This is a genomic window from Hymenobacter glacieicola (assembly GCF_014640315.1).
In the GTDB taxonomy this organism is placed as follows: domain Bacteria; phylum Bacteroidota; class Bacteroidia; order Cytophagales; family Hymenobacteraceae; genus Hymenobacter; species Hymenobacter glacieicola.
Window position 1 is genome coordinate 95,900 of sequence record NZ_BMGS01000004.1, and the last position, 26,216, is coordinate 122,115.

19 protein-coding genes are annotated in these 26,216 nt (G+C 57.7%); 13 read left to right on the top strand and 6 right to left on the bottom strand.

What is annotated here, in order from left to right; all coding sequences use genetic code 11:
* Positions 1-242: 242 nt before the first annotated feature.
* Together IEW18_RS08420 and IEW18_RS08425 are read right to left on the bottom strand one after the other, a co-directional pair.
* Entirely contained in the window at positions 243-383 is a 141-nt protein-coding gene (locus IEW18_RS08420; protein ID WP_188557398.1) for a hypothetical protein, read from the bottom strand.
* A 162-nt stretch (positions 384-545) separates the two neighbouring features.
* Positions 546-1,538: a DUF2279 domain-containing protein gene (locus IEW18_RS08425; RefSeq protein ID WP_188557399.1), complete on the bottom strand. Its 993-nt coding sequence runs from the start codon at positions 1,536-1,538 to the stop codon at positions 546-548.
* A 194-nt stretch (positions 1,539-1,732) separates the two neighbouring features.
* Between IEW18_RS08425 and IEW18_RS08430 the strand changes: the two genes are divergently transcribed.
* Positions 1,733-4,645: an alpha-amylase family glycosyl hydrolase gene (locus IEW18_RS08430; protein WP_188557400.1), complete on the top strand. Its 2,913-nt coding sequence runs from the start codon at positions 1,733-1,735 to the stop codon at positions 4,643-4,645.
* A 129-nt stretch (positions 4,646-4,774) separates the two neighbouring features.
* On the opposite strand, the gene IEW18_RS08435 is transcribed toward IEW18_RS08430, so the two are convergent.
* The gene (locus tag IEW18_RS08435) at positions 4,775-5,623 is read right to left on the bottom strand and encodes an N-acetylglucosamine kinase (protein ID WP_188557401.1); all 849 of its coding nucleotides are present in this window, start codon (positions 5,621-5,623) and stop codon (positions 4,775-4,777) included.
* Positions 5,624-6,060: 437 nt separating this feature from the next.
* Here IEW18_RS08435 and IEW18_RS08440 point away from each other — a divergent pair, with 437 nt between their 5' ends.
* Entirely contained in the window at positions 6,061-7,170 is a 1,110-nt protein-coding gene (locus IEW18_RS08440) for a T9SS type A sorting domain-containing protein (protein WP_229728656.1), read from the top strand.
* Positions 7,171-7,499: 329 nt separating this feature from the next.
* On the opposite strand, the gene IEW18_RS08445 is transcribed toward IEW18_RS08440, so the two are convergent.
* From IEW18_RS08445 to IEW18_RS08455, 3 genes are all read right to left on the bottom strand, one after another.
* Positions 7,500-8,285, bottom strand: coding sequence for a SusE domain-containing protein (locus tag IEW18_RS08445; RefSeq protein ID WP_188557403.1), 786 nt, complete (start codon positions 8,283-8,285; stop codon positions 7,500-7,502).
* Between the two features lie 90 nt (positions 8,286-8,375).
* Positions 8,376-10,034 carry a RagB/SusD family nutrient uptake outer membrane protein gene (locus tag IEW18_RS08450; protein WP_188557404.1) on the bottom strand — a complete coding sequence of 553 codons (1,659 nt, stop codon included), beginning with the start codon at positions 10,032-10,034 and terminating at the stop codon, positions 8,376-8,378.
* Between the two features lie 12 nt (positions 10,035-10,046).
* Positions 10,047-13,076, bottom strand: a complete 3,030-nt coding sequence (locus IEW18_RS08455) for a SusC/RagA family TonB-linked outer membrane protein (protein ID WP_188557405.1) — start codon at positions 13,074-13,076, stop codon at positions 10,047-10,049.
* A gap of 1,394 nt (positions 13,077-14,470) precedes the next feature.
* Between IEW18_RS08455 and IEW18_RS08460 the strand changes: the two genes are divergently transcribed.
* From IEW18_RS08460 to IEW18_RS08510, 11 genes are all read left to right on the top strand, one after another.
* Positions 14,471-15,445, top strand: a complete 975-nt coding sequence (locus IEW18_RS08460; protein ID WP_188557406.1) for an alpha/beta hydrolase — start codon at positions 14,471-14,473, stop codon at positions 15,443-15,445.
* A 287-nt stretch (positions 15,446-15,732) separates the two neighbouring features.
* Positions 15,733-17,148: an anthranilate synthase component I family protein gene (locus IEW18_RS08465; protein WP_188557407.1), complete on the top strand. Its 1,416-nt coding sequence runs from the start codon at positions 15,733-15,735 to the stop codon at positions 17,146-17,148.
* A gap of 163 nt (positions 17,149-17,311) precedes the next feature.
* Complete coding sequence (locus IEW18_RS08470; RefSeq protein WP_188557408.1) at positions 17,312-17,878, top strand: anthranilate synthase component II; 567 nt, start codon at positions 17,312-17,314, stop codon at positions 17,876-17,878.
* 94 nt (positions 17,879-17,972) lie between these two features.
* Complete coding sequence (gene trpD / locus IEW18_RS08475) at positions 17,973-18,986, top strand: anthranilate phosphoribosyltransferase (RefSeq protein WP_188557409.1); 1,014 nt, start codon at positions 17,973-17,975, stop codon at positions 18,984-18,986.
* A 336-nt stretch (positions 18,987-19,322) separates the two neighbouring features.
* Positions 19,323-20,141, top strand: coding sequence for an indole-3-glycerol phosphate synthase TrpC (gene trpC, locus IEW18_RS08480; RefSeq protein ID WP_188557410.1), 819 nt, complete (start codon positions 19,323-19,325; stop codon positions 20,139-20,141).
* Entirely contained in the window at positions 20,138-20,767 is a 630-nt protein-coding gene (locus tag IEW18_RS08485) for a phosphoribosylanthranilate isomerase (protein WP_188557411.1), read from the top strand. Before trpC ends, IEW18_RS08485 begins: the two co-directional genes overlap by 4 nt.
* 81 nt (positions 20,768-20,848) lie before the next feature.
* The gene (gene trpB, locus IEW18_RS08490; protein ID WP_188557412.1) at positions 20,849-22,045 is read left to right on the top strand and encodes a tryptophan synthase subunit beta; all 1,197 of its coding nucleotides are present in this window, start codon (positions 20,849-20,851) and stop codon (positions 22,043-22,045) included.
* Positions 22,046-22,172: 127 nt separating this feature from the next.
* Complete coding sequence (gene trpA / locus IEW18_RS08495) at positions 22,173-22,955, top strand: tryptophan synthase subunit alpha (RefSeq protein ID WP_188557413.1); 783 nt, start codon at positions 22,173-22,175, stop codon at positions 22,953-22,955.
* 80 nt (positions 22,956-23,035) lie between these two features.
* A complete protein-coding gene (aroF, locus tag IEW18_RS08500; protein ID WP_188557414.1) occupies positions 23,036-24,049 on the top strand; it encodes a 3-deoxy-7-phosphoheptulonate synthase in 1,014 nt (337 codons plus the stop codon).
* Between the two features lie 258 nt (positions 24,050-24,307).
* Positions 24,308-25,594, top strand: coding sequence for a helix-turn-helix domain-containing protein (locus IEW18_RS08505; RefSeq protein WP_188557415.1), 1,287 nt, complete (start codon positions 24,308-24,310; stop codon positions 25,592-25,594).
* A 115-nt stretch (positions 25,595-25,709) separates the two neighbouring features.
* The gene (locus tag IEW18_RS08510; RefSeq protein ID WP_188557416.1) at positions 25,710-26,096 is read left to right on the top strand and encodes a hypothetical protein; all 387 of its coding nucleotides are present in this window, start codon (positions 25,710-25,712) and stop codon (positions 26,094-26,096) included.
* Positions 26,097-26,216: the final 120 nt, after the last annotated feature.

Here is a 26,216-nt window from a genome sequence, read left to right on the forward strand (position 1 = left end):
TGGGGCCGGTGAGGCTGGCGCTGAATTCGTTCTGGGCAAGGGGGGTAGCGGCGGGGAATGGAGGGCGTAGCGGCCCGCTTTTTCGGCACTCCAGTCAGGTTATCCGTCCGCCGAGTGTCGTTGAAAGGCTCAAGCTGGCCAACCACGCTCAGGTACTTTTCGGTCAGGATTTCCCGTGCTTGATTTCGGCGGCGTTAGCGCTGGTGGCCGAGCAGCCGGTGGGCGTGGCCACGAGGGCACGGCTAGGATGGTGCCGATGTGCGGTTGGTGTAACCCATGATGCCGAAGCTGCTGCGGTCGTCCACAAACCGCAGGTCCAGTCCGCCCTCCCGGTCCGTTTTGCGCTCCGGCCTGATTCGTTGGAGGGCCTGCACCGCTCGCATTGTCGGGGCTGATGCTGGGCAGAAAAGACGTGAGACGAGTTATGCGCGACGGAGCCGCGGGGCCCATTCAGGCCGATAATCCGAGTATGTATGGCTGGTCCGCTGCCTGTTCACCACACAAAATAGGAGTTCGGGCCTAGCTTGTAGTAGCGGCGGTAATCCTTAATAATACAGCCCGTGCGCTACCAAGCCGCGCTTCCTGTTCCACTCCAGAGCAGGAGCCGGGAGGTGAAAAATACTAGCCACGTAGAACACCCGCTTCAGGAGTTTGGAGCGGGTGGGGATGCGGCGTAGGTCCACATCGAGGCTGAGGTAGTACTGGCGGTAAGGGCGCAGGCCCAGGGCAGCGTTGGCCGCCGGGTCGTTGAATACCATTTGCTGGGCCCCGTAGCCCACGGCGGGCTGCAGCCACCGGGGCCAGCGGGAGGTGGCTGGCAGCCAGGCGCCTACGTCGGCGCATAGCCAGTATGTCTGGCCGTTGTAGTCCTTCAGGTGCTGCTCCGCCAGGCTGCGGCCCAGTACGTTGGGGCGCCGCTTGGCGTAGGGCGTGGTATGAAAGGAGTATTTGGGCATGATGCGCACCTCGTTCCACGCCAGCTGCTGACCGATCAAACCCACGGAGCCCAGGAGGTTGGCGGCTAAATCAGTGGCAGAGGCGCCGTAGGCCGGGTCGCGGCCATCTAGTAGCTCGATTGGGCTCTGCAACAAGAACCCCACGAAACCGCCGTACCAGAGGGCCCGCCGCTCGGGCACGCCCGCCCAGCGCAGCATGTCCACGGCGCCCCGGCTTTCGTGGAAAGCCCCCCAGAAGTGACCCGCCTTGTCGAGCTGCTTCCACTCCGATAAGTCATTGAACCAGTGCAAGCGGCTCCGCTCACCGGTGTACCAGCCCCGGCTAAGCAGATACATCGTTCCAGAGTACGTTACTACCAGCCCTCCCGCCAGCAAAGGCAGCCGCCGGCTCAGGCGGGTAGTGTCGGGCCGGGCCGCTGCCGCATCGGCTGGTGGGGTGGGGGCGCTGGCCCCAGCTTCGGGGGCCGGGAGCCGGGGTAGCTGGGCGGCAGCCGGGGTAGTGAGGGTGCCCAAGCCGGCCGTCAGGGCTGCCCACCCCGCGAGGCGGCCAACTAGCTGGCGGAGCGGCTGGAAAGACACCATAGAAGAGGAAAAGGCAGAAAGCCGAAAAACAGGAATCAAAGCTACAATAAAAGCGGCTATTGACTTGGTAACAACTGCCGCCATCCTCTATCTTTAATGCCCCCTTGCGCTTTGATACGATGCTTTTGACTGCCTCGTGTTAATAGAGCATTTGTCTTGTTCTCACTTTCCAAAATTCCCAACCTCCATTTTTCATGAGAATACTTCGACTTTTCTTAAGTCTGGTGGCTTTACTGGCTGGAATCCCGGTTCTGCAGGCTCAGGTCGTTACCACGCAGCCAGCTCTTTTCCGCGACACGGACCCGGTAACCATTGTGTTCGATGCCACGCAGGGCAACGCAGCATTAGCCAATTTCACCGGCGACGTCTACATCTGGACCGGCGTTATTACGGACAAGAGCAACTCCAACTCTGACTGGAAGTACGTAAAGAGCCCGACGTTCAATCAGGCCGATCCGGCCGCCAAGATGACGCGCGACGCCACCAACCCCAACCGCTACACCATTGCCCTCACGCCCAGCGTGCGCGCCTGGTACGGCGTAGCGGCGACCGATCAGGTCAAGAAGCTGGCCATGATCTTTAAAAATGCGGCCGGCACCACCGTGGGCCGCGCCACCGGCGGCGGCGACATCTTCGTGGATGTATCCCAATCCGCCTTTGCTGTTGCTTTCACCAGCCCGGCTTCGCAGAATGGCAACCCCATTTTTGTAAATAGCGGCACCAGCCTTAGCGTTAGGGGCGAGGCTTCCACTGAGTCCACGCTGACCCTGACGCTTAATGGCACCCAGGTAGCCCAGCAAACCAACACCAAAGTTCTGACGGCCACGGTGCCCGTAACCCAGGCCGGCCAGAACGACCTGGTGCTGACGGCCACCAGCGGTACCAACACCGCCTCGGCTACGCTCAGCGTACTGGTGCGCGCCCCCTTCACTACGGCCGCGCTACCGGCCGGGGCCAAGAAAGACGGCGTTACGTACATTAACAACGGTACCTCGGCCATCCTGAGCCTGACGGCTCCGCTTAAAAAATCGGTGTACGTGCTCGGCGACTTCAACAACTGGCAGCCCGGCGCCGCCTACCAGCTTAAGCGCACGGATACCACCACCGCCAGCCGCGCCGCCGACGACCGGTGGTGGGTGCAGATTGACGGCCTGACGCCCGGCCAGGAGTACGCCTACCAGTTTCTGATCAACGAAACCATGCGCGTGGCTGACCCCTTCACCGAAAAGGTATTGGACCCCGACAACGACCAGTACATCAACACCGCGGGCTACACGGTGTACCCCAACCTGAAGGCGTACCCCGCTGGCAAAACCAACGGCATCGTTTCGGTGCTGCAGAGCAACGCCCCTACTTACACCTGGCAAACCACCAACTTCCAGCGGCCCGCCCGCACCGATATGGTGGTGTACGAGCTGCTGCCCCGCGACTTTGTGGCCCGCCACGACTACAAAACCCTGACCGATACCCTGGCTTACTTGAAGCGCCTGGGCGTCAACGTCATCGAGCTGATGCCGCCCAATGAGTTTGAGGGCAACGAAAGCTGGGGCTACAATGTGTCGTTCTACTTTGCCCCGGACAAGTACTACGGCTCGAAAAACGAGCTGAAGCGCTTCATTGACGAGTGCCACAAGCGCGGTATTGCCGTGGTGCTCGACGTGGTCCTGAACCAGTCCTTCGGCCAGAGCCCCATGGTGCAGATGTACTTCGATGGCAACAAACCCGCCGCCAGCAACCCCTGGTTTAACCCCGATGCCACGCACCCTTTTAGCGTAGGCTACGATTTCAACCACGAAAGCCCCTACACCCGTTATTTCTCCAAGCGCGTTATTGAGCACTGGCTTAAGGAGTACAACGTAGACGGCTACCGCTTTGATTTGAGTAAGGGTTTCACCCAGAAAGTAAGCACCAATGTGGGCGACTGGGGCCAGTACGACCAGTCGCGCGTGAATATCTGGAAGGACTACCACGATTACCAAGTGAGCGTGGATGCTACCTCGTACCCCATTCTGGAGCACCTGGGCAACAACGACGAGGAAAAAGTGCTGTCGGATATGGGCCTGATGCTGTGGGGTATTATGACCTACAACTACAACGAGGCGACCATGGGCTACCTGCCCAACTCCAACTTCAGCTACGGCTACTACGGTAGCACCGCACAAGGCGGCCGCGGCTGGAGCCAGCCCAACCTGGTAACCTACATGGAAAGCCACGACGAAGAGCGCCTGATGTACAAGAACCTGACGTTCGGTAATTCTTCGGGCTCTTACAGCGTGAAAAACCTGCCAACGGCCCTGGCCCGTCAGGAAATGGCCGCGGCCTTCTTCTTCCCCGTGCCCGGTCCCAAAATGATTTGGCAGTTTGGCGAGCTAGGCTACGACAAGTCGATTTTCTCCTGCCCCGATGGTACGGTGCCTCAGCCCTACCCCACGGACAACTGCAAACTCAGCAACAAGCCCGCGTTGTGGAACTACTACCAGGACCCCAACCGTCGCCGTCTGTACGACGTGTACCGCAGCCTGATTGCCCTGAAAGTGCAGGAGCCCGCCTTCGAAAACCCAGCCAGCTTTACTCAAAACCTGAGCGGCGCCGTGAAAACCTTGCAGCTCACCGACCCGCGCCTGAGCGTGACCGTGGTTGGTAACTTTGATGTGACGCCCGCTACTGCCACGGTTACGTTCCCGCAAACCGGCACCTGGTATAACTACCTCACTAGCGAGCCGCTGGCCGTAACTAGCGCTACCATGAGCATGACCCTGGCGCCCGGCCAGTACGCCGTGTACACCTCCCGCAAAATTGCTGTCCCCGCGGGTACGGTGCTGGCCACCAAGCGCCAGCGCGACGCGGCCGTTCTGCAGTTGACTGCCCAGCCCAACCCGGCCAGTGCCTCGGCCCAGCTGCGCTACAGCCTGCCCCAGGCAACTACCGTGCAGGTAACGGTTACCAACCTGCTTGGCGCCACGGTGCATACGCTGCCCGCTACCCGGCAGGCCGCCGGTGCCCACGAGCTGGAGTTGCCGCTGCGCAACCTGGCCAATGGCATATACCTGGTACAGCTCACCACCGGCCAGCAGCAGCAAGCCGTTCGGTTGGTCGTCCAGAAATAATCAAGTTGTCTGCTTCTGACCTGGCTGGTTCTCGCGGGAGCCAGCCAGGTAGGGCAAACTAAAAAGGGCCACCCTGTTAGTAGGGTGGCCCTTTTTAGTTATGCGCTCTGCGCGAAGTGTACAGGCCGCTTAGCGCAAGGCAGTTTCGTGATACGACACGAGGTCGTCGATGGGGGAGCGGATGATTTTGCCGACCTCCATGTTGTGACCACGCGCTACCTGAGTCAGCGCGTCGCGGAAGTTGTAGCCCACTGAGCCCACGCAGTTGAAGGTATAGTCCTGATAGTTGGGGTAGTGACTCACCAGGTTAGCGAAGAACGTCTCGAACCCCTGCAGCACAATCTCGCGGCAGTAGCTGATGTTGTTGTGGTCGTAGGTAAACTTGGCGAAGCTGGCCAGAAACCGGTTAGGCAGGGGCTGGTTGTAGAGCCGGTCCAGAATTTCGTCGCGCGTGAGCTTGAACTCCTCCTGGAAGATTTCCTGCAAGCCATCGGGCAGCAGGCCGCGCAGGTAGTCGCGTAGCAGGCGCTTGCCAATAAACGAGCCGGAGCCCTCGTCGCCGAGGAAATAGCCCAGGGAGTCCACGTTATAGGTAATTTTCTCGCCGTCGTAAAGGCAGGAGTTGGTGCCCGTGCCCAGAATGGCCGCAAAGCCCGGCTTGTTGCCGAGCAGGGCGTGGGCCGCCGCCAGCAGGTCCTCGGCTACAAAGGCGTTGGCGTTCGGAAAAATCTGACGCATGGCGGCAGCTACCCGCTCGGCCTTTTCCGCGTTGTGCACGCCCGCGCCGTAGTAATACACCTTGCTTACTTCCTGACGGGGTAGTGTGTCGGGCAAGTTCTTATCCAAGGATGCCGCAATGGCGGTGGTACCCATAAAATCAGGGTTGTACCCTTCGGTGTTGAAGTACACCCGGTTACCCGCATCATCAAGCTGGCACCAGTTGCTCTTAGTCGAGCCGCCGTCGGCAATAAGAATCATATTCCAGTTGGAAAGGTGAGGAAAAACTTACGTGGCTGATCTGGGCGAGCTCCGAGGGAACAAGTGAAAGTTCAGCCATAACTAAGAACGAAGCACGGAAAAGATTTCGGTACAAAAAAATGCTTTGTAAGTTCCGTTAAGCCTTTTTTCCTTAGCCATAGCCAGAAAGGAACCGGGAAGGAAATAGTTACTTGCTAGTCTTTCAGCTTACGCTCATAAGCTGTTTTTTTGGAGAAGATAACTAGGCCTTGAGTTTTGGTAATACTTGAGTTTTGGTAATAAGAGATATATAGTACTTTTAGTGCCAGGGCAGCAGTAAGGAATCACTTACTGACTAAGCCTGGTAAAAAATTTTATTCACACTTTTTCTTTTATTCATGAAAAAAACCATTACTCTAGCTACTCTTGGCCTACTGTCTGTAGCTGCTTTGCCCTCTATGGCCCAGGCCCCTATCACGGTTGACGGCAAGCTGGCAGCCACGGAAGTAGCAGCGAACGGCTATCAGCTAGTAGGCCGTGATACCGGTGCCCGCGGGTTCGGTGACGCTGGGGTGCTGGCTCTGTACGCCGCTGCTGACGCCAACAACCTGTATTTCTTCCTAGTAGGCACCCTAGAATCTAGCGCCACAGAAATAAAGAACTCGCTGCAGGTATTCATTGACCGGCCGGGCGTAGACGGCATTCCGGTAGGCACGGCCCTACCACTCCCCGCCGATCCTACCTCCGGTCCGGCTACCTCATTCCAGAAGATGAACGCCAAGCTGGATTTGGCCGCCGATCTGGGCGTAGCTATCAAGGGCACCGGTGCGGCCGGGCAAGTACAAATGGGTGCTGTAGTATACACCCCTGGCACCACCCCCACGGCTACGGCTATGGTAGCAAGCGGCAGCACGCCGCTGAATGCCGTAACTGGCGCCGCCTTCACGGTACCGGCCAGCACCACCGGCACGTTTGCTCCCTTCGCTGGGGCCCAGGTAGCCTACCTAACCAGCGCTAACCTGTCGAGTAACCCTGGGTTCGCTACCAATGGCAACGCGCCGGCCAATGGGCTGGAAATTGTGGTAAGCCGCTCGGCAATGGGTATTCCGGCCACGGGCGGTCAGGTTAGAATTTTTGCCCTGCAAAACAACCAAGACGGAGGTTTCATCTCCAGCGACTACATCCCGCAGGGCCCTGCTGACGCTGCTAACCCGGGTTCTGGCGCCGATTTTACAGCTATTGCGGGTACGCAAGCTGCCACGCTAACCGTTACGGCCTCGGGCCTGAGTATCGTTACTTCCAACCGGAATGCTGCAGCTGCGGCCCTGAAGTTCGGGGTGTATCCTAATCCCGCGCCTGCCGCCGCTACCATCGACTACGTAGTAGCCGGTCAGCAAAACGTTTCTCTGGACGTGTTCAACTCCTTGGGTCAGCGGGTTCGTACCGTAGCGTCCGGCACGCAGTCCGGCAAGCAGTCGTACCCACTGACCAACCTTACCGCCGGCGCTTACTTTGTAAAGCTGCGCGTAGGTGACCAAATGACCAGCCAGAAGGTAGTAGTTGAGTAGAATACTTTAAGTAGCATTATGAATACGAAAGCCCCGCTGCCTAAGCAGCGGGGCTTTTCTATAAGTGGCAGTTGTAAGTAAAATACATCCTTAGGTGAGCAAACCGCCAGTACTTCACTCGGCTGTAAGATAGCAATGCGCCGGGTGATGACAAGGATAAGGCACGGCCCCCAATATCAACTAGCGCGGCCCAGCTTCGTTCTGCATGATACCCCTCCCGGGGAAAAGAGTTTACGCTTGACTGATTAGGAGGTACCACACAAAAAAGGCCGCTGGCGTATTTACCAGCGGCCTTTCCGAATATTTGATAAGGAGCAAACTACTGTCCCTTATTTCTTGGTCAGTGAGTAGGTTGGGGTAGCACCGGCAAGATTTAGCGAAATAGTGTACATGCCAGCAGTAGCAACAGCTATGTTGGCCCCATCTACTTTCAACTTGTCGCCTGCACCGTCGCCGCCCAGATTACCGGCCCAGTCGTTGTTTTTGCGGAACTTGAACTCTCCGGCGTTCAGCGTCCGGGTAAGCACGTACGTTTTGGTGTCACAATCGTAGGTGAGAGGAACATCAGTTGACCAATCAACGCCCGCCGGCCCGATGATCGACCATTTGTCCGTGGTGGGGGCAATGCACACTTTGTAAGGAGTAGCCTTCAACGTTACCGTCGGAGAGTAGGTAGGCGTGTTAGCCGCAACATACGCTTTGAGGCGTACATCAACGTCCGTAGCTACACCATTAGGCAAGCCTAATGTATTCAGGCTCTGGTTAAGCGCCTCAACTGTAAGAGTTGAGGTAGTAGTAGTGCCAGTTCCCAGGGTTACTGTTACTGGACGCGCGAAATTGTTGCCTTTCTTGTCAATCTCAGCGGCATACTGTACGGTAGGCACAACTGCCGAGCTGCTAGCATTGCCCCAGCTATAATTAACTGGCGTCCAAGTGAAGGTAATAGCGTTCTGAGCACTGTTGGCCTGTTGCAGCACAACGGTGTTAGTAGAAGCTGAGAAGGTAGGGGAGTTGGTGGGGTTCAGAGTTACCTGCGTCTCATCCTTCTCGCAGGAAGTAAGAGTCAGGGCCGTTACCATAACCAGTCCGGCTAGTTGAGCGAACCAATTTTTCATGTAGAATGATACCGTTATGTGGGAAGTTTAATACGAAAGAAGATATCTACGCCCCGCCAAAATTACTTGGGCGGAGCGTAGAAGTTCTGCTTAATAACCAGGATTCTGCTTCAGATTCGGGTTTACTGTCAAATCAGAAGCAGGTAGTGGGTACAGAGTCCGGAATGCTTCCACATTACGACCAGCGGCCACCCCGCCTTTCCAAGGCCAGAGGTAAGCATCTACAAAGCGGTTGTAGCGGATAAGGTCGGTCCGGCGGAAGCCTTCCCAAAACAATTCACGGCCGCGCTCATTCAGCAGGGCGTCAGTTGAAAGGGCTGCCAAGTCAACAGTTGGATTAGGCGTCGTAAGTGGCACACCGTAAGCCCGACGACGAATCCGGTTGACGTAGGATAACGCCAAGGTAGCATCGCCGGAGCCACCACGAGAAACGGCCTCCGCGTAGTTCAGCATTACTTCTGCCAGACGAATCATCGGGAAGTCTACGCTTGACTGGCTTTGCGAACCACCCAGGGCAGTACCCGTGGAGGTTACGTTACGGAACTTAACGACACCGAAGCCTTCATTGAAGTTACCGATATCGTTGATTTCCAGGCTCTGGCCCTGCGTCCAGAAACGGCCCCGCGTATCACGAGCGGTATCGGCCCCGAACAGATTCACCAGATTCTTAGTAGCCCGCATGCCACCCCAGCCGCCCTGGGGCATACCGTTTTTAGCCTTCCAGCTAGCGTTGCTGGGGCTGGTGGAACCGTTCACCAAGAAGGTAGTACCCCCGAAGCTCCGCGTGTTGTTGGCATCGAAAGTTACCGGCCAGATAATTTCGTCACGTGCCGGCGACGTGTTATTGTCAGCCAGGAACAAGCGGCCATAAGCCGAAGCAACCCGACCAGCTGGTGCTGAAGAAAGAGCGAAGCCAGGCACATCAATTACGCGCTTAGCGAAGGTAGCTGCATCATTGAAACGAGGAGTACCCGTGTACACTCCCGCGTTCAGGTACAGACGAGACAACATGCTCCAAGCTGCAGCCTTGTCAACGCGACCATACTCGTTGGTCTTAGGCTCGGCGAAGTCGGCGTCGTTGCTCAACGCGAGCAGTTCGCTTTCCACGTACTCAAATAACTGCTGCCGATTACGATAAGGGGGCGTGAAGGCACCAGCCGGATCGGTTTCCACAACGAAAGGACCACCACCGTACAAGTCCAGAACGTGCATGTAAGCCACGGCACGCAGGAAACGGGCTTCAGCACGGTAGCGCTTTACAGTGGCAATATCGTTGCCGCTGAGCCGGGAGTTCAACTTATCATCGCTCGATTCACGAATGAACTCGTTAGCAACGGCAATTTCGTAATAAATGCGGTAGTACAGACCACGAATAAGCGGGTTGGAAGCCGTCCAGTTCATGTTGTGCCAATCGCGCACCCCAGCATCACCCCAAGCCAGAATGGCCTCGTCGGTAGACAAGGTCTGAGCACTCCACAACTGACGGATGTAGTCAGACGTGCCCTCGTCAATGCCCCCAACGTCACCCCCACCAGAAGCTCCATTGTCATCGGAACCCAGACCCGTCACCGCAAAACCACCATACACTTTCGCCAGCACTGAGCGGTAACCATTCAGGTCAACGTACACCCGGTCCGGCGTCGTCTCGTACTTAGGCTCCAAGTCAAGGTCATTACAAGACGTTAGACCGGCAGATAGCGTAAGACCTGTGGTGGCTGCTACCAAGCCACGAATTAAAAATTTATTCATTAGTCGGGTGGGTTAGAAGCTGGCGTTCACGCCAAAGGTGAAAGTGCGGGAGCGGGGATAGAAGTTGTTATCAACTCCATTAAAGATTTCCGGATCCAAGCCCTTGTACTTGGTGATAAGGAATACATTCTGAACAGCAGCTGTTAAGCGAAGATTCGATCCTTCACGGAAAATCTTGCCTACGTTGTAGCCCAGGGTAATATTCTCGCCGCGGATAAACGAACCATTCTCAACGTAGTAGTCGGAGAGAACCTGCTGGGTGCGGAAGCCAGTGTCACGGATACCAACGGGCAGGTTACCTACAAAACCGGTTGAAGTGTTGGCATTAGCAAAGTTGGCCAAGTTACCAGCCAGGGAGTTGTACACGTAGTTGCCAGTGTTAGCACGCAACACAGCATTCAGCGAAAACTTCTTGTAGGCAAAATTGGTCGACAAGCCGAACGTAGCCAGCGGCGCGCGCTGCTTGTAGCGGTACAGATCCTGCTCATTTACAGTGCCATCACCGTTACGATCTACGTAGATACCCTCCAGCGGACGGCCATTTTCGCCGTATACTTGCTGGTACACATAGTACGCGTTGTTGGGGAAGCCCACTGAGTTGATCTGGACCGTGGTTCCCGTGCCACCAGGAATACCTTCCACCAGGTAACCCGGGAAGTTCTCCTGCTGGGGCCCTAAGTCCGTAATCTTAGTCTTGTTGTAGGCCACGTTAAAGTTAAGGTCCCAGGTAAAGTCGTCGGAACGTACCGGCGAGGCATTCAGCGCAACTTCTACGCCGCGGTTACGCAGCGAGCCGATGTTGCGGTTTAGCTGGTTAGCTAGGCCGCCCGCTGGCACAAATACGTTGGCCAGCAGGTCATTGGATTCACGCTGGTATACATCAACCGTACCGGAGAGGCGGTTGTCGAAAATACCCCAGTCCAAACCAACGTTATAGGTAGTGGTGGTTTCCCACTTCAAATCGTTGTTGTAGCCGGAAGGACGTAGAGCGGTAACGAAAATCGGGTTGCCGTTAGCATCCACCCCAAACTGGTATTGCACTGTGGAGCGACCTGTAACGTAGCGCGGCAGATAGTCGAATGGTCCACCAATTTCCTGCTGACCAGTAGTGCCATATCCGGCACGCAGCTTCAGCTCCGTGATAGTCGTGTTGTTAGCCAGGAATTCCTCGCCTTTCAGGCGCCAGCCCAAACCAATAGCAGGAAAGTAACCGCTCCGGTTATCCTCACCAAAGCGGGACGTGTTATCGTTACGCAGGGTTGCCGTCAGCAGGTAACGGTCCTTAACCGTGAAGTTAGCCCGACCGAAATACGAGATAAGGCGGAAGGGGTCATAGTAACCCGTAACCGTTTGCGTTTGGCCGAGGGTGAACAGGGTAGTGCGGTCGAAGCGGTAAGGTAGATATAACGGACCCTGGGTTTCGAAATCCTGATAGGAGTAGCCCGCCTGAACATCAAACTTGGTATTCTCCCCTAGCTGCTTGTTATAAGCAAGGTAGAATTCCAGCAGGCGCATATCCTTATCCTGCTTGTACTGCGAGTAACGGCCGTTCTGGTTAACGTTAGTCGCAGTGCTGTTAAAGTTGCCGAAATCAGTTACCGAGCTGGTTGACGAGCCGGAGCCGCGCGAAAGGTCGGTGGCCAGGTTTAGGTTAGCACGCAGTTCGGGCAGGAAGTGGAACTTGTAGTCCAGCTGTACATTACCGATAAAGCGCTGTACATCACTGATGTTGTTCGTGTTGCGCAGGGCTGCTACTGGGTTGCCAGGGGCTAGCGTCAGGGGTACACCAGTTGGCGTAAGGTACTGATAGTAGCCACCGAAGGGAGTAAACTGGCTTTCTGCTGAACGCACCGGTTGCGTGGGGTCATAGAACAAGGCCCCACCGATTGCGCCATTGTCAATAAAGCGGTTCTCCAGCTGGGTACCCTTCGCATTCACATCGATGCGCAGATGGCCGTCGAGAACTACAGGAGAAAGGCTGATGGCACCGGTATTACGCTTCAGCTTGTTCGTAATAACAATGCCCTCTTGGTAGAGGTTGCCGTAGGAAACGCGGAATGGCACCTTGCCCAGGTTGCCGGACAGGCTGATGTTGTTATCAAGGGTAGTAGCAGTGCGGAAAATCTCGTCCTGCCAGTCGGTGTTAGCGGTGCCCAACGTGGCGACCTGCGAGGCCGAGCCATTGGCTTGAATAAGGGAGCGGAATTCATCAGCCCCTAGTACTTCATAGGTTCGGAAAGGCCGGGAAACCGAAGTCTGCGAAGAGAAGTTTACCGTAAATTTCTCGCCCTGCACTCCACGCTTCGTGGTGATAAGCACTACCCCGTTCGACGCACGGTTACCGTAGATAGCCAAAGCAGAAGCGTCCTTCAGGACCGTTACTGACTCAATATCGTTGGGGTTGATCAACGATAGTGGGTTGCTGGCCCCGCTGATACCGCCCTTATCTACTGGCACGCCATCAACTACAAACAGCGGATCGTTGTTTGCATTAAGCGAGGAGCCACCCCGGATACGAATCGTCGTTGCGGCGCCAGGAGCACCGCCCCCGGTGGTAATGTTTACGCCAGCAATTTTGCCCTGCACCAGCTGCTCCGGGTTTGTTACCTGCCCAGGTACAAAGTCTTTAGCCTGCACTGTGGCAATGGAACCCGTCACATCCTGACGGCGCTGCACCCCGTAGCCTACTACTACGGCCTCGTTGAGCAGCGTAGTGTTCTCCGACATGGATAGCCCAGCCACGGCCGTATTCTGTCCAGCCGTTACGTTAATCGGCAGCCGCTTGGTGGTGTAACCCACAAACGACATAACCAAGGTGTGGGAGCCCGAGGGAACGTTCTGAATGGAGAAAGTGCCGTCAGAGTTAGTGGAACCGCCCAGGGAGGTGCCCTCAATCAGGACCGTAACGCCGGGCATGCCTTCGCCCTTCTCATCGAGTACGCGGCCACTCACCGTCCCGATTCCCTGCGCATATGCGCTGCTCACGCTTACACCTGCGCACAGGAGAGGCAGCGCCAGTTTCGCTAGATAGGGGTGTTTCATTGAAAAAAAGTTAGGGGTTGAAATGGATTTTTCCGGACAAACCGGAGTGGGAATTTAGTGGCCCGTCCAAGGGTAGAGGCCTTGATAATGCCAGTCGCTAGAGCCTGAATTATCGCCGCATTCACTTGGGTTCAACATCACCAAATTGTTACTAAACACCGCAAGTTAAAGCGCTAATAGGAATAAAAACAATGGGGTACAAGGGGGAAGCAGGTATAGTGATAATTGGACTTTCTTTGCTGCTCTGAACAGCATAGAAAATGCCAGAGCCCAGTGAAGCGTTTGGAACTTATTCTAGTTAGTTTGGCACACCTCAAAAAACCACGCACATATTAGGTCTGCACTAGCAATTAGGCCATTCAAAGGGACAGTTCGGTACTAATAATACCTTGTGCTGTGTTAACAAAACAGCGTGCTGTATTGATGTTTGTTGAAAATGGTCAATAGAAGCGGATTAGGTGATTTCAACACGCGTGCAAAGAGTGAGCATTAATTTTTATAGTCATAAGAAGGGAAACACAGTATTTTTTCGTTGATAGAGGTGCTTTTAGTAAGGGGTAAAAGCAGTAAGGTGCCTTACGTATTCTGAAAAGACTTAAAGTCACAACGGGAAGCAGTTGTCAATACAGGCGCAACGGTTTCGGGCGGTAAATACAGTTTTAATACACTATTTTTTGTATATATTCTAGAGATTGACAAGGTAAGGAAGGGTGGGAGTAGCCAGTACAACTTCAGATTTGCGCAGAGAGTTTTTCCATCTTTAGGTGAGGGCTTACTTACTGGATAGAGAAAGTGTGAGCTGAAGAAAAAAGTAAATTCTAGGAAAAATACAGATTGGGTTTATCCTCTATTCAAGCTCTTGCGGGAGGTGATACGATTGAACTGGTTCGGCTCGTATTCAGCGGCGTTGGTGGCATAGAATAGTAGTAGCTTGCCCTCATATCTCGCCCATTTGCGCTATGCGACTCTCCTTCGTTCTTCTGATACTTGGTATTTTGTCCAGTGAAAGTGGCCTAGCCCAAACCACCTTGCGAATAACCAAGGTGCCTGCTGCTACTTCACCCGGTGCTGCTCTTTACCTAGCGGGCTCGTGCAATAACTGGCAGCCTGCTAGCACTGCGTATCGGTTTACCCAGAATCAGGATGGTAGCTACCAGCTTACGCTACCGGCTTCTGTGCAGGGCCCTTTTACTTATAAAATAACCCGCGGCTCTTGGGAAACGGTAGAAACCCATGCTGGCTACCAAGATATCGAAAACCGGCAGCACACTGTGCTACCTGGGAAAAGTGAGGTAACGTTAATCGTAGCTGCTTGGAAAGATGGTGCCGGAGCAACCACCTGCACAAGCACCGCCCTGCAGCCCCACGTGCAGATTATCAATCCCGCTTTCCCAATGCCCCAACTGGGCCGTACCCGCCGCGTCTGGGTTTACCTGCCCGCCGACTACACCGCTGCCAGGGCTAAGCGCTACCCCGTGCTGTATATGCACGATGGCCAGAACGTGTTTGACGCCTGCACCAGCTTCTCGGGGGAATGGGGAGTAGATGAGACTTTGCAACAATTGCAGCAAGCCGGGCAGGACGCGGCCGGCTGCATAGTAGTGGCCGTGGACAACGGCGGCCCGGAACGGCTCAACGAGCTTTCGCCCTGGAAAAACCCCGAATACGGCGGCGGGCAAGGAAACGAATACGTGGATTTTATGGTCCGGACCCTGAAGCCCTACGTTGATGCCACCTACCGAACCCTAAGCGGCCGGGAGTTTACGGGCATTGCGGGCAGCAGCATGGGCGGCCTGATTTCCACCTACGCGGCCCTGAAGTACCCGCAGGTATATAGCAAGGTAGGCGTGTTTTCGCCGGCCTTCTGGTTTGCTAAAGACTCCCTGTTCCGCTACGTGCAACAACACCGGCCGCAGCCCGGTACGCAGTTTTATTTCGTTAGCGGCACCACGGAAAGCGAAACCATGGTGCCCTTCATGAAGGCTATGCACGATACCCTAGCACGAAGCGGAGCCGGGGTAGAGTACACTACCCCGGCTGATGGCAAGCATGCCGAGTGGTTCTGGAAGCGGGAGTTTCCAGCGGCCTATCGCTGGCTGTACAGGCAGGACAGTACTGCTTATAAAAATCAGCCGCCCCTAGCTTACAGCGCGCACCTGAATCCGGAACAGAATCGGCTGGCAGTACACCTGCCCGCGGGTTTCAAAAGGGGTACGGTAACTGTACTGAACCACAAGCAGCAGACAGTTCTTAGGAAGAAAGTACGGACTGGCAGCGCAGTTAATGTTGGGAGCCTACCTGCGGGCACCTACGAGGTGTTGGTACGGGCGGGAGAGGAGCAAGGGCGGCAGCTGCTTGTAAAACAGTAAGTTATGATACAGCGTGGGTGTAAATAAAAAAAATCGGGCTTGTGCTTGCGAAAAAATCAACTCAGCTTACCTTTGCCCCGTTCAACGCCCAACCCTATTTGGCAATGACCTTTTCAATGACTCAGCAAGCGTGGTGGTGGCCCTACGGAAATTCCGGACGGGACATCCTGTGCGTGCGCTAAGGTCAACTGAACAACCTTCTTCGCATTAGCTCAAAAGCCCGGCCGCCCCGCCGGGCTTTTTTATTTCCCGGCGCTGGTCCTCTACCTCACTCCCACAACCAGCCGATGAAAACCTTCCACCTGCACACCCGCCACCTGCGCGTTTTGGCCGATACCGTAACTCCCGTGGGGCTGTACCTGCGCCTGCGCGACCGATACGCCAACTGCCTGCTGCTGGAAAGCTCCGACTACCACGGCCAGCAGAACGCTTTCAGCTACCTGGCCTTCGATCCGCTGGCCCGTTTTGAGCTGCGCGGCGGCGAGTTGGCCCTAACCTTCCCCGACGATACCACGGCCACGGAAACGCTAACCAACCCCCGGCAGGCTTTGGAGCGGCTGCAGGAGTTTGCTAATTGCTTCCAGACCCAGGATACGGGCCATGATTTCATTACTGGCGGCCTGTTTGGGTACCTGGGCTACGAGGCCGTGCAGTACTTCGAGGACCTGGAGCTGAGCTCGGTAAAGCAGGCCGCCGGCCAAATTCCGGACATTCTGTACAGCACCTACCGCTACGTAATTGCCGTTAACCACTTCCGCAACGAGCTGTATGTGTTTGAGCATACGCTGGCCGGGCAAACGGTTGATGAAGATGGGCTGACGCGGCTGGTAAACCTGATCCGTAACCCGTCCTTGCCCGATTTCAAGTTCCGCGTGGTAGGAGAGGAGCAAACCAACCAGACCGACGAGGAATTCCTAAAAGTGCTGGCCGCCGGGCAGCAGCACTGCCGCCGCGGCAACGTGTTCCAGATTGTGTTGTCGCGGCGGTTTCAGCAGGGCTTCACCGGCGACGAGTTCAACGTGTACCGGGCCCTGCGCTCCATCAACCCCTCGCCCTACCTGTTTTACTTCGATTACGGCTCCTTTAAAATCTTCGGCTCCTCGCCCGAAACCCAGCTGCTGATTAAAGGCCGGCAGGCGAGCCTGTACCCCATTGCCGGCACCTTCCGCCGCACCGGCCACGATGCCCAGGATGCCGCCCTGGCCCAAAAGCTGGCCGACGACCCCAAGGAAAACGCCGAGCACGTGATGCTCGTGGACCTGGCCCGCAACGACCTGGCCCGGCACGGCGACGAAGTGCAGGTGAAAGTGTTTCGGGAAATCCAGTACTACTCCCACGTTATTCACCTGGTGAGTGAGGTAACCGCCCGCCTGGCTCCGCAGGCCAGCTCCTTGCAGGTAGTGGCCGATACCTTTCCGGCCGGTACGCTGTCGGGGGCGCCTAAGCACCGGGCCATGCAACTCATTGACGAGCTGGAACCTACGGCCCGCGGCTACTACGGCGGGGCCATTGGCCACCTGGGCTTCAACGGCGACTTCAACCACGCCATCATGATTCGTTCCTTCCTGAGCACGGCCAGCCAGCTGTACTTCCAGGCCGGGGCCGGGGTAGTGGCCGCCTCCGACATCAACTCCGAACTAAATGAGGTGCACCACAAGCTGGCCGCCCTGCGCAAAGCCCTGGAAGAAGCCGAGCTGGTGTAGCTTGGTGTGGTCCGACGAGTAGCCGCAGGCCTCGTCAGACCACTCTCGTTAAACGACTACACAAGGCCAGTTTCCGGCGCCCGTCCGCAACTTCAGCAACGAGAGTGGTCCTACGAACCGCTGCGCGGCATTCGTAGGACCACATCTAACCTCCACCACCCCCATGAAAATCCTCGTCATCGACAATTACGACTCCTTTACCTACAACCTGGTGCAGGTGCTGCGGGAATTGGGCCATACCGATAACGTCACGGTAATTCGCAACGACAAGCTCAGGGTAGAGGACGTAGCCGATTATGATGCCGTGCTACTGTCGCCGGGGCCGGGCGTGCCTTCCGAGGCGGGGCTGATGCCCGAAATTATTCGCCGCTACGCGCCCACCAAGCGTATGCTGGGCGTTTGCCTGGGCCACCAGGGCCTAGCTGAGAGCTTCGGCGGGGAGCTGTACAACCTGCCCGAGGTGGTGCACGGCCTGGCCACCGACGCCACCATAACCGCCCCGGACCGCCTGTTTGCCGGCTTGCCCACGCATTTCAAGATAGGGCGTTACCACTCCTGGAGCGTGCGGCCCGAATCGGTGCCGGCGGAGCTGGAGGTAACGGCCGTGGATACCAACGGGCAGGTAATGGCCTTCCGCCACCGCGAGTACGATGTGCGCGGCGTGCAGTTCCACCCCGAATCCATTCTCACCGAGCACGGCCACCAGATGCTGGCCAACTGGCTGGCCTGAGCCCCATTCGGACCTTGCCTGACCAGCGCCCCGCATTCCTATTTACTACCCCACCCCAAAGCGGAAAGCTACCCGCTGACTGCTACCGCGAATTGTGAAACAGATTCTTAACCAGTTATTTGACCAGCAACTGCTCACCCACGCCGAAGCGCGCGAAGCCATGCTGCGCATTGGGCAGGGCGAGGCCAACGCTTCGGAAATGGCGGCCTTCATGAGCGTGTACCGCATGCGGCCGATTTCGGTGCCGGAGCTGGCGGGCTTCCGCGATGCGCTGCTGAGCCTGAGCCGCGACCCGGCGCTGGGAACCCACGACACGGTGGATATTGTAGGCACCGGCGGCGACGGCAAGGACACGCTCAACATCAGCACGTTGGCCTGCTTTGTGGTGGCCGGTGCGGGCTACAAAGTCACCAAGCACGGCAACATCGGCGTGTCATCGGTGTGCGGGTCGTCGGATGTGCTGGCTCAGCTCGGGGTTGAGTTTGGCGTGGGCAACGATGTGCTGCAGCGGCAGCTCGAGCAAGCCAACATCTGCTTTCTGCACGCCCCCTCGTTTCACCCGGCCATGCGCCACGCCGGACCCGTGCGGCGGGAACTGGGCGTGCGCACCTTCTTCAACATTTTGGGCCCGCTGGTGAATCCGGCCCGGCCTAACTATCAGGTAGCCGGCACCTTCAGCCTGGAGCTGCTGCGCCTCTACCACTACCTGCTGCAGCAAACCAATACGCGCTACGCGGTAGTGCACGCTCTTGATGGCTACGACGAACTCTCGCTGACGGCCGCCGCCAAACTGGCTACGCCGGAGGGCGAGCAGGTAGTAACCGCCGCCGACCTGGGCCTGACAACCACGTTGCCGGAAGAGCTGGCCGGCGGAAAAACCGCGCAGGAGTCGGCCCGGTTGTTCTTGGACGTGCTGGAAAACCGGGCCACCCGGGCCCAGCGCGACGTGGTAACGGCCAACGCCGCCCTGGCCATCCGGTGCCTGGAGCCCACCTTCCGCTTTGCCGAGGCCCTGGCCGCCGCGCAGGAGTCCCTGGACTCGGGGCGGGCGCGGCAGGCCCTGCGCAAGCTGGTAGCCGTTACGCACAGTCACGCCACCAGCTTATAACAGGGCGGTGGTAGAGACGCAATATCTTGCGTCTCGTCGTTGAACGGGTGGTGGCAGAACAAGTAACACCTTCTGTCCTTCCGAGCATGTGGCGCATCAAGCCAGGAACGAGGAATCTGGATTATTCACAAGAGGCTAACCCGGATTCCTCGCGTTGCTCGGAAGGACAGCCTAAACAACATTAGCAACAAAGAGACGCAACATGTTGCGTCTTTACAACCGCATAAAGATTTCGGCCTTCGGGCTCCTTTTCCTCTGAATACTGTTCACTCAATTCCTTTTCGCCAAAAGGAAACCACCCTAAACTTCCGCCGCACACCATCCGGCGGCCCGCCAATGCCTACGATTCTCGATAAAATCATTGCCCACAAGCGCCAGGAAGTAGCTGACCGCCAGAGCCTGGTGCCAGTGAAGCTGCTGGAGCAAAGCCTGTACATGCCGACGCCGCCCCTGAGCCTGCGCCGCTACCTGCTACGCGACGATTTGAGCGGCATCATTGCTGAGTTCAAGCGCAAGTCGCCGAGCAAGGGCTTTATTAACCCCCACGCCCCGGTGGAGCGCACCACCCTGGGCTACATGCAAGCCGGCGCCTCGGCCCTCTCGGTGCTGACGGATGCGGAGTTTTTTGGGGGCAAGAATGAGGACCTGACCATCGCCCGCCGGTTTAATTTCTGCCCCATTCTGCGCAAGGATTTCGTGGTGGATGAGTACCAGATTCTGGAAGCCAAGAGCATTGGGGCCGACGCCGTGCTGCTGATTGCAGCCGTGCTCAGCGGTGAGGAAGTGCTGCGCCTGGGCCGCCTGGCCAAAAGCCTGGGCCTGGAAGTGCTGCTCGAAATTCACAACGCCGAGGAGCTCGACAAAACCCTGCATCCCGACGCCGTGAGCCTAGTAGGCGTCAACAACCGCAACCTCCACGACTTTAGCGTGAGCCTGGATACCTCGGGCGAGTTGGCCCAGCGCATCCCCGATGAGTTCGTGAAAGTGACGGAAAGCGGCCTGACTTCGGCGGCCGATATTGAGGCGTTGCGGGCCGTGGGCTACCGGGGCTTCCTGATTGGGGAAACGTTCATGCGCCACTCGCGCCCCGAAAAAGCCTGCGCCGCCCTGGTGCAGCAGCTTCGCGCCACCGAAGCCGTAACCGTACTATCATGAGTGTACGCCTGAAAGTCTGCGGCATGGCCCGGCCCGACAACCTGCGGGCGGTAGCCGCCCTGCGCCCCGACTTTCTGGGCTTCATCTTCTACCCCAAATCCCGGCGCTACGCCACGCCCACGCTCACGCCCGCCGATGCGGCCGCAGTTCCGGCCACCATCCGGAAGGTAGGTGTGTTCGTGGACGAAGACACGGCCGTTATTCAGGAGCGCATCACCCAGTACGGCTTGCAGGCCGTGCAGCTCCACGGCACCGAAACGCCCGAAACCTGCGCCTTGCTGCGCGCTACCGGGGTAGTGGTCATCAAAGCCTTTGCCATAGGGGCACAGTTCGACTTCGCCCAGTTGCTACCCTACGTGGGGCAGGTTGACTTTTTCCTGTTTGACACGGCCGGGGCCCACCCCGGCGGCAACGGCACGGCCTTCGACTGGCAGCTTCTGGCCGATTACAGTCTGCCGGTGCCATACTTCCTAGCCGGCGGCTTGGCCCTGGAGCACGCCGATCTGCTGCGGAACCTGCAGCTTCCTGGCTTGTTTGCCCTGGACCTGAACAGCAAATTCGAAACCGAGCCCGGCGTGAAAGATGCCAACCTGCTGCGGCAGATGTTTCAGCAGCTCCGCCCCTAAGTACCTGTTGTGCGCAACGTTTGGCAGGGCTTCGGCGCTGCTTCTTGATGCGCTACCTACCCCAAAACTTCCCGAGAAACCATGAGTACGACCTATCAACAACCTACGGAGCGCGGCTACTACGGCCAGTTCGGCGGCGCCTTCATTCCGGAAATGCTCTACCCCAACGTGGAAGAGCTGCGCCAGCAGTACCTCGACATCCTCGCTGACCCCGCGTTTCAGCAGGAGTACCAGCAACTGCTCCGCGACTACGTGGGCCGGCCGACTCCGCTGTTTGAGGCCAAGCGCTTGTCGGCGAAGTATAACACCCACGTGTACCTCAAGCGCGAGGACCTCTGCCACACCGGAGCCCACAAAGTGAACAACACCGTGGGGCAGATTCTGCTGGCCAAGCGCCTGGGCAAAACCCGCATCATCGCCGAAACCGGGGCGGGCCAGCACGGCGTCGCCACGGCCACGGTGTGCGCCCTGATGGGCATGCAGTGCATCGTGTACATGGGCGAAATTGACATGGAGCGCCAGAAGCCGAACGTGTACCGTATGCGCCTGCTGGGGGCCGAAGTGCGGGCGGCCCTGAGCGGCAGCCGCACCCTCAAGGATGCTACCAACGAGGCCATCCGGGACTGGATCAGCAACCCCGTGGACACGCATTACATCATTGGCTCGGTGGTGGGCCCGCACCCGTACCCCGATCTGGTGGCGCGCCTGCAGGCCGTTATCAGTGAGGAAATGCGCAAGCAGCTGCTGGAAAAAACGGGTTCGGAGCTGCCCAGCTATGTGGTGGCCTGCGTGGGCGGCGGCTCCAACGCGGCCGGCGCTTTTTACCATTTCCTGGAAGAGCCTGCCGTGAAGCTGGTGGCCGTGGAAGCGGCCGGACACGGCGTTAATTCCGGGCACTCGGCCGCTACTTCGGTGCTGGGCAAGCCGGGCATCATTCACGGCTCCCGCACCTTACTCATGCAGGACGAGGACGGCCAGATTACCGAGCCCTACTCCCTGTCGGCCGGCCTCGATTACCCCGGCATTGGTCCCCTGCACGCGTTTCTGGCCGATTCCGGCCGGGCCCGGTTTATCAGCATTGAGGACGAGGACGCCCTGCGCGCCGTGGCCGAACTGAGCCGCCTGGAAGGCATTATTCCCGCCCTCGAAACCGCCCACGCCCTGGCCGCCCTGGGCCAGTTGGGCGCCGGCCCCGACGACGTGGTAGTGGTCAACCTTTCCGGCCGCGGCGACAAGGACCTAGAAACCTACCTCAAGTATGCCGACACCATCCTGTAAAGCCAGTTGACCAACTAGTGTCCTACTGAGCGGAGTCGAAGCATCTCTCCCGCTTCGTTGCTTCCTCTACTGATTAGCCAGCGGTAGAGATGCTTCGGCTGCGCTCAGCAGGACAAACAAAATCATCATGCAAAATCGTATTCAACAGGCTTTCCAGAAGAAGGGCAAAGGTCTGCTCAACGTGTATTTCACCGCCGGCTACCCCAGCCTGCACGACACGGTGCCGCTCATTAAGTCGCTCACGCAAGCCGGCGCCGACCTCATTGAAATTGGGATGCCGTTTTCCGATCCGCTGGCCGATGGTCCCGTGATTCAGGCCAGCAGCACGGCCGCTCTGCAGAACGGCATGAACATGCGGGTGCTGTTTCAGCAGCTGGAAGGCATCCGCCAGGAAGTGCCCGAAGCCCCCATTCTGCTCATGGGTTACCTAAATCCGGTGATGCAGTTTGGGGTAGAAAACTTCTGCCGCGAGGCCGCCGCGGCCGGCGTCGACGGCGTTATCCTGCCCGATCTGCCCCTTGACGACTACGTGGCCGAGTACCAGGACATGTTTCGGCGCTACAACCTGCGGCCCGTGTTTCTCATCACCCCACAAACCGCTCCCGAGCGGATCCGCCGCATTGATGAGCTGACGGATTCGTTTCTCTACCTCGTGTCGGGCCCCGGAACTACGGGCGGGGCCAACACCCAGGCCGAGGGGGTGCAGGAGGCGTACTTTCAGCGCATTGAGGCCATGAACCTGCGCAACCCCCGCCTCATCGGCTTCGGCATTGGTGATAAGGCGTCGTTTCAACGGGCGTGTCAGTACGCCGAAGGCGCCATTATCGGCTCGGCCCTGATTCGGGCTTTGGAGGGTACTGATGACGCGCCGGCCGCCGCCGCCCGGTTTGTTTCCTCTGTTCTTAAGTAGGTAAGCTGTCAGACCAGCTCCGTACCGTTTGTCAGCCAGAGCAGCGCGAAAGACAACAACCGATATTCTCCCACCAGCACATGATCATCCAACTCGACTCCCATATTTCCGAGGCTGCCCAGCAGGCCATCGAGAAACACATTAAAGGCCTGAAGTACAAAATCACGAACGTCAGAACCCAGCGCGCCCACTACCTCGTGGCCATTGGGAAGGCCGATATCGACCTGCGCTCCATCGGGCAGCTGCCGGGTATTCTGGATATTCACCAAGTATCCGACGACTACCAGCTCGTGTCGCGCAAGTGGCGCGTACGTCCCACCGTGCTCGACCTCGGCGACGGGGTGCGGGTAGGAGAAGGCAGCCTCATGCTGGCCGCCGGCCCCTGCAGCATTGAGAGCGAAGCACAGATGGAAAGCATCATGCAGCACCTCCTGGACAACGACGTGCGCATTATGCGGGGCGGCGTGTTCAAGCCCCGCTCGTCGCCCTATTCCTTCCGCGGCCTGGGCATGGACGGCCTGAAGCTGTTTCACCAGATGGCGCGGGCGCGAGGCATCAAAATTGTGACGGAGGTCATGCAGGTCTCGCAGGTGGAGGAAATGCACGACTACGTGGACGTGTTCCAGGTAGGCGCCCGCAACACCCAGAACTTCAACCTGCTTGATGCCCTCGGCGGCGTGGACAAGCCGGTGCTGATTAAGCGCGGTATTTCGGGCACGATTGAGGAGCTGCTCTCGTCGGCGGAGTACGTGTTTTCGGGCGGCAATGAGAAGTTGGTTCTCTGTGAGCGCGGCATTCGGACTTTTGAAACGGCTTCGCGTAACACCCTGGATTTAAACGCCGTGCCTATCCTGAAGGAGAAAACCCACCTGCCCGTCATCGTGGACCCTTCCCACGGCATCGGCATCCGCGACTACGTGCCGTCCATGGCCCTGGCTGCCGTGATGGCCGGCGCCGATGGCATCATCTACGAGGCCCATGAGAAGCCCGAAGAAGCTGCTTCCGATGGAGCCCAGACGCTGAACTTCCAGGAGTCGGCCCGCCTGATTCGCAACCTGCGCAAGGTGTACGCGCTGCGGCAGGAGCTGGACTAAGGGCTGTAGAAGTTGGGTCGTTGGCGCGCTGCCTATGCGTGTCGGAGCCCAGCGGAGGGTTCATGCTGCTCCGGCTCCAATAAGCTGCCTGACCTCTGGCGTCTTCTTGGTAGCCACCAGGAGAGCATGCCAGACGGTTGCTAATACGTTGAGGAAGAAACTCCTCGGGTAAGCCCAGCAGCAAGGCCGCGGCTACCGAAAGTGGACTCCGGTTCCGCTTTCGGTAGCCGCGGCCTTTTCTACTATTACCTTGGTGTCATGTTCTTCACTTTCAATGTGTATAGCGGAGTGCTGCTGCCGTTTTTCGTGCAGGGAGTAGTTGTGGCCGGAGTGCTGGCCGTGCGAAGCCAGCGAGAGGACGCGGGAGCCGATAAGTGGCTGGCCCTGCTGCTGCTTTTGCACGCCCTGCGGTTAGCTCAGTGGATGCTGGGCTTTGCCGGCTGGTACGACTCGCACGATGCGCGCACGGTGTTCATGTTTTACTTCCCGTTCAGTAATTGGCTGGCGGTGGGGCCGGTGCTGTACTTTTACTTTCGCAGCCTCACCAACCAGGAGTTCCACCTGCGGCGGCAGCACTGGCGCCACTTCGTGCCGGCCCTGGCTTGGGTGGGCTGGCGCCTGGTCGTGTTTGTGTACGATGTTGGGTGGTGGCATGGCATGCAGCAACGGGCACTACCAGCGCATTACGGCACGAAAGGCCCGCTGGCCTTTTGGGCCGATCAGCAGCCGATTGGGTACTGGGTTGATGCCGTGGCTTACCTACTGGTACTAGCCTACGCCGTGCGCACCCTGCAAGCCTACCGCGTGTATGCCCACTACCTGAATGACAACTTCTCCGACACCGCCCAGATTCGGTTTCGGTGGCTGCGCAACGTGCTGGTGGCCGTGGTAATAGGGACACTGGTAATGCTGGGCTTCGGGTTTATCAACACCTGGCTACTTCCACTCAGTTACTACCAAGCCTGGTACGACTACCTGTTCACGGGCCTGCTGCTGTACTACCTAAGCATTGCTGGCTTGCTCACCGGGCACCGGCTCGCTGGCTTGCACTTTCAGCCCAAAGAGGCTGCCGAGAGTCTGGTTCCCACAGTTGAAGCCGCTACTACCCTCGCCCAACTCCCGTCGGCCAGCCCACTAACGACAAACGCGGCGCCCGATTTGGTTTTGCCAGTGGTTGCGGCTGAAGTTCAGCCTGAGAACAGCGCGGAGTTGGAACGCTGGACCCAGCGCTTGCTTCGGCACATGGAAACCCAACGGCCATATCTAGCCTCCGAGTTAACCCTGGGCGAATTGGCCGCGCAGTTGCGCACCAACACTTCGTGGCTGTCCCGGGTCATCAATACGGGCTGCGGTCAGAACTTCAACGACTTCATTAACGAGTTCCGGGTACGGGAGGCCGAGCGTCGCCTTCTTGACCCACACTACCGACACTACACGCTACTGGCGGTGGCCTTGGAGGCAGGTTTCAATTCTAAATCCACATTTAATCGGGTGTTTAAGAAGTTACGCGGCCTAACGCCCAGCCAAGTAGGGCGTCAGGGATAAGCCCCTGACTGGTGTCAAAGTATAAGTTAGGATGTCCCATACTGTAAATCGGGGCGCTAAGGGGTAGGGGACTGTGTTCCTTTGGTGCATTGTTTCACTTCAACCACTGCATCCTATGCCTACCTCCATTTTTCTGCGCCCCGCCTTAGCACTGGGCTTGCTGCTGTTGCTGGGCAGCCTGTTTTCCGCCGGTTCGGGTGGTGTCAATTCAGGTCTGCTCATCGAGCCCGGCAAGCAGTTTGTCCTGGGTGGCAGCCAGCCTGGCGCCTTCAAGGTAGTGGCCCGTAATGTGGGCAAGGTACCCGTCGAGTTCAAGGAACGGCCCCGGGGTGGGGGTATTTTTGGGCGAGCTATGCTGGCCCCGGGCCAGTCGGCTACCCTGCGCTTTATGGCGGGCTCCTCCGCTGTGCTGCTGAACCCCTCAGCCCAGCAAGCCAATGTAAAGCTGCATATTACCGGTGATACCCGCCTGTCCATGGGCTATGAGCCTAACGGTAAATAAGGCCAGTACCAGTGCTGTACTCTCGGCAAAAAAATAGGGGAGCCTGAATACAACATATTCAGAAAGTAATTTATATTTGGAACATCATGCTGAACCTAACCGCAAAGTGCTTTAACCTGA

What these genes read in the sequence shown, in the direction of transcription:
- IEW18_RS08420 (WP_188557398.1), bottom strand. Translation starts at nt 383, where the DNA reads ATGCGAGCGGTGCAGGCCCTCCAACGAATCAGGCCGGAGCGCAAAACG.
- IEW18_RS08425 (WP_188557399.1), bottom strand. Translation starts at nt 1,538, where the DNA reads ATGGTGTCTTTCCAGCCGCTCCGCCAGCTAGTTGGCCGCCTCGCGGGG.
- IEW18_RS08430 (WP_188557400.1), top strand. Translation starts at nt 1,733, where the DNA reads ATGAGAATACTTCGACTTTTCTTAAGTCTGGTGGCTTTACTGGCTGGA.
- IEW18_RS08435 (WP_188557401.1), bottom strand. Translation starts at nt 5,623, where the DNA reads ATGATTCTTATTGCCGACGGCGGCTCGACTAAGAGCAACTGGTGCCAG.
- IEW18_RS08440 (WP_229728656.1), top strand. Translation starts at nt 6,061, where the DNA reads ATGGCCCAGGCCCCTATCACGGTTGACGGCAAGCTGGCAGCCACGGAA.
- IEW18_RS08445 (WP_188557403.1), bottom strand. Translation starts at nt 8,285, where the DNA reads ATGAAAAATTGGTTCGCTCAACTAGCCGGACTGGTTATGGTAACGGCC.
- IEW18_RS08450 (WP_188557404.1), bottom strand. Translation starts at nt 10,034, where the DNA reads ATGAATAAATTTTTAATTCGTGGCTTGGTAGCAGCCACCACAGGTCTT.
- IEW18_RS08455 (WP_188557405.1), bottom strand. Translation starts at nt 13,076, where the DNA reads ATGAAACACCCCTATCTAGCGAAACTGGCGCTGCCTCTCCTGTGCGCA.
- IEW18_RS08460 (WP_188557406.1), top strand. Translation starts at nt 14,471, where the DNA reads ATGCCCCAACTGGGCCGTACCCGCCGCGTCTGGGTTTACCTGCCCGCC.
- IEW18_RS08465 (WP_188557407.1), top strand. Translation starts at nt 15,733, where the DNA reads ATGAAAACCTTCCACCTGCACACCCGCCACCTGCGCGTTTTGGCCGAT.
- IEW18_RS08470 (WP_188557408.1), top strand. Translation starts at nt 17,312, where the DNA reads ATGAAAATCCTCGTCATCGACAATTACGACTCCTTTACCTACAACCTG.
- trpC (WP_188557410.1), top strand. Translation starts at nt 19,323, where the DNA reads ATGCCTACGATTCTCGATAAAATCATTGCCCACAAGCGCCAGGAAGTA.
- IEW18_RS08485 (WP_188557411.1), top strand. Translation starts at nt 20,138, where the DNA reads ATGAGTGTACGCCTGAAAGTCTGCGGCATGGCCCGGCCCGACAACCTG.
- trpB (WP_188557412.1), top strand. Translation starts at nt 20,849, where the DNA reads ATGAGTACGACCTATCAACAACCTACGGAGCGCGGCTACTACGGCCAG.
- trpA (WP_188557413.1), top strand. Translation starts at nt 22,173, where the DNA reads ATGCAAAATCGTATTCAACAGGCTTTCCAGAAGAAGGGCAAAGGTCTG.
- aroF (WP_188557414.1), top strand. Translation starts at nt 23,036, where the DNA reads ATGATCATCCAACTCGACTCCCATATTTCCGAGGCTGCCCAGCAGGCC.
- IEW18_RS08505 (WP_188557415.1), top strand. Translation starts at nt 24,308, where the DNA reads ATGTTCTTCACTTTCAATGTGTATAGCGGAGTGCTGCTGCCGTTTTTC.
- IEW18_RS08510 (WP_188557416.1), top strand. Translation starts at nt 25,710, where the DNA reads ATGCCTACCTCCATTTTTCTGCGCCCCGCCTTAGCACTGGGCTTGCTG.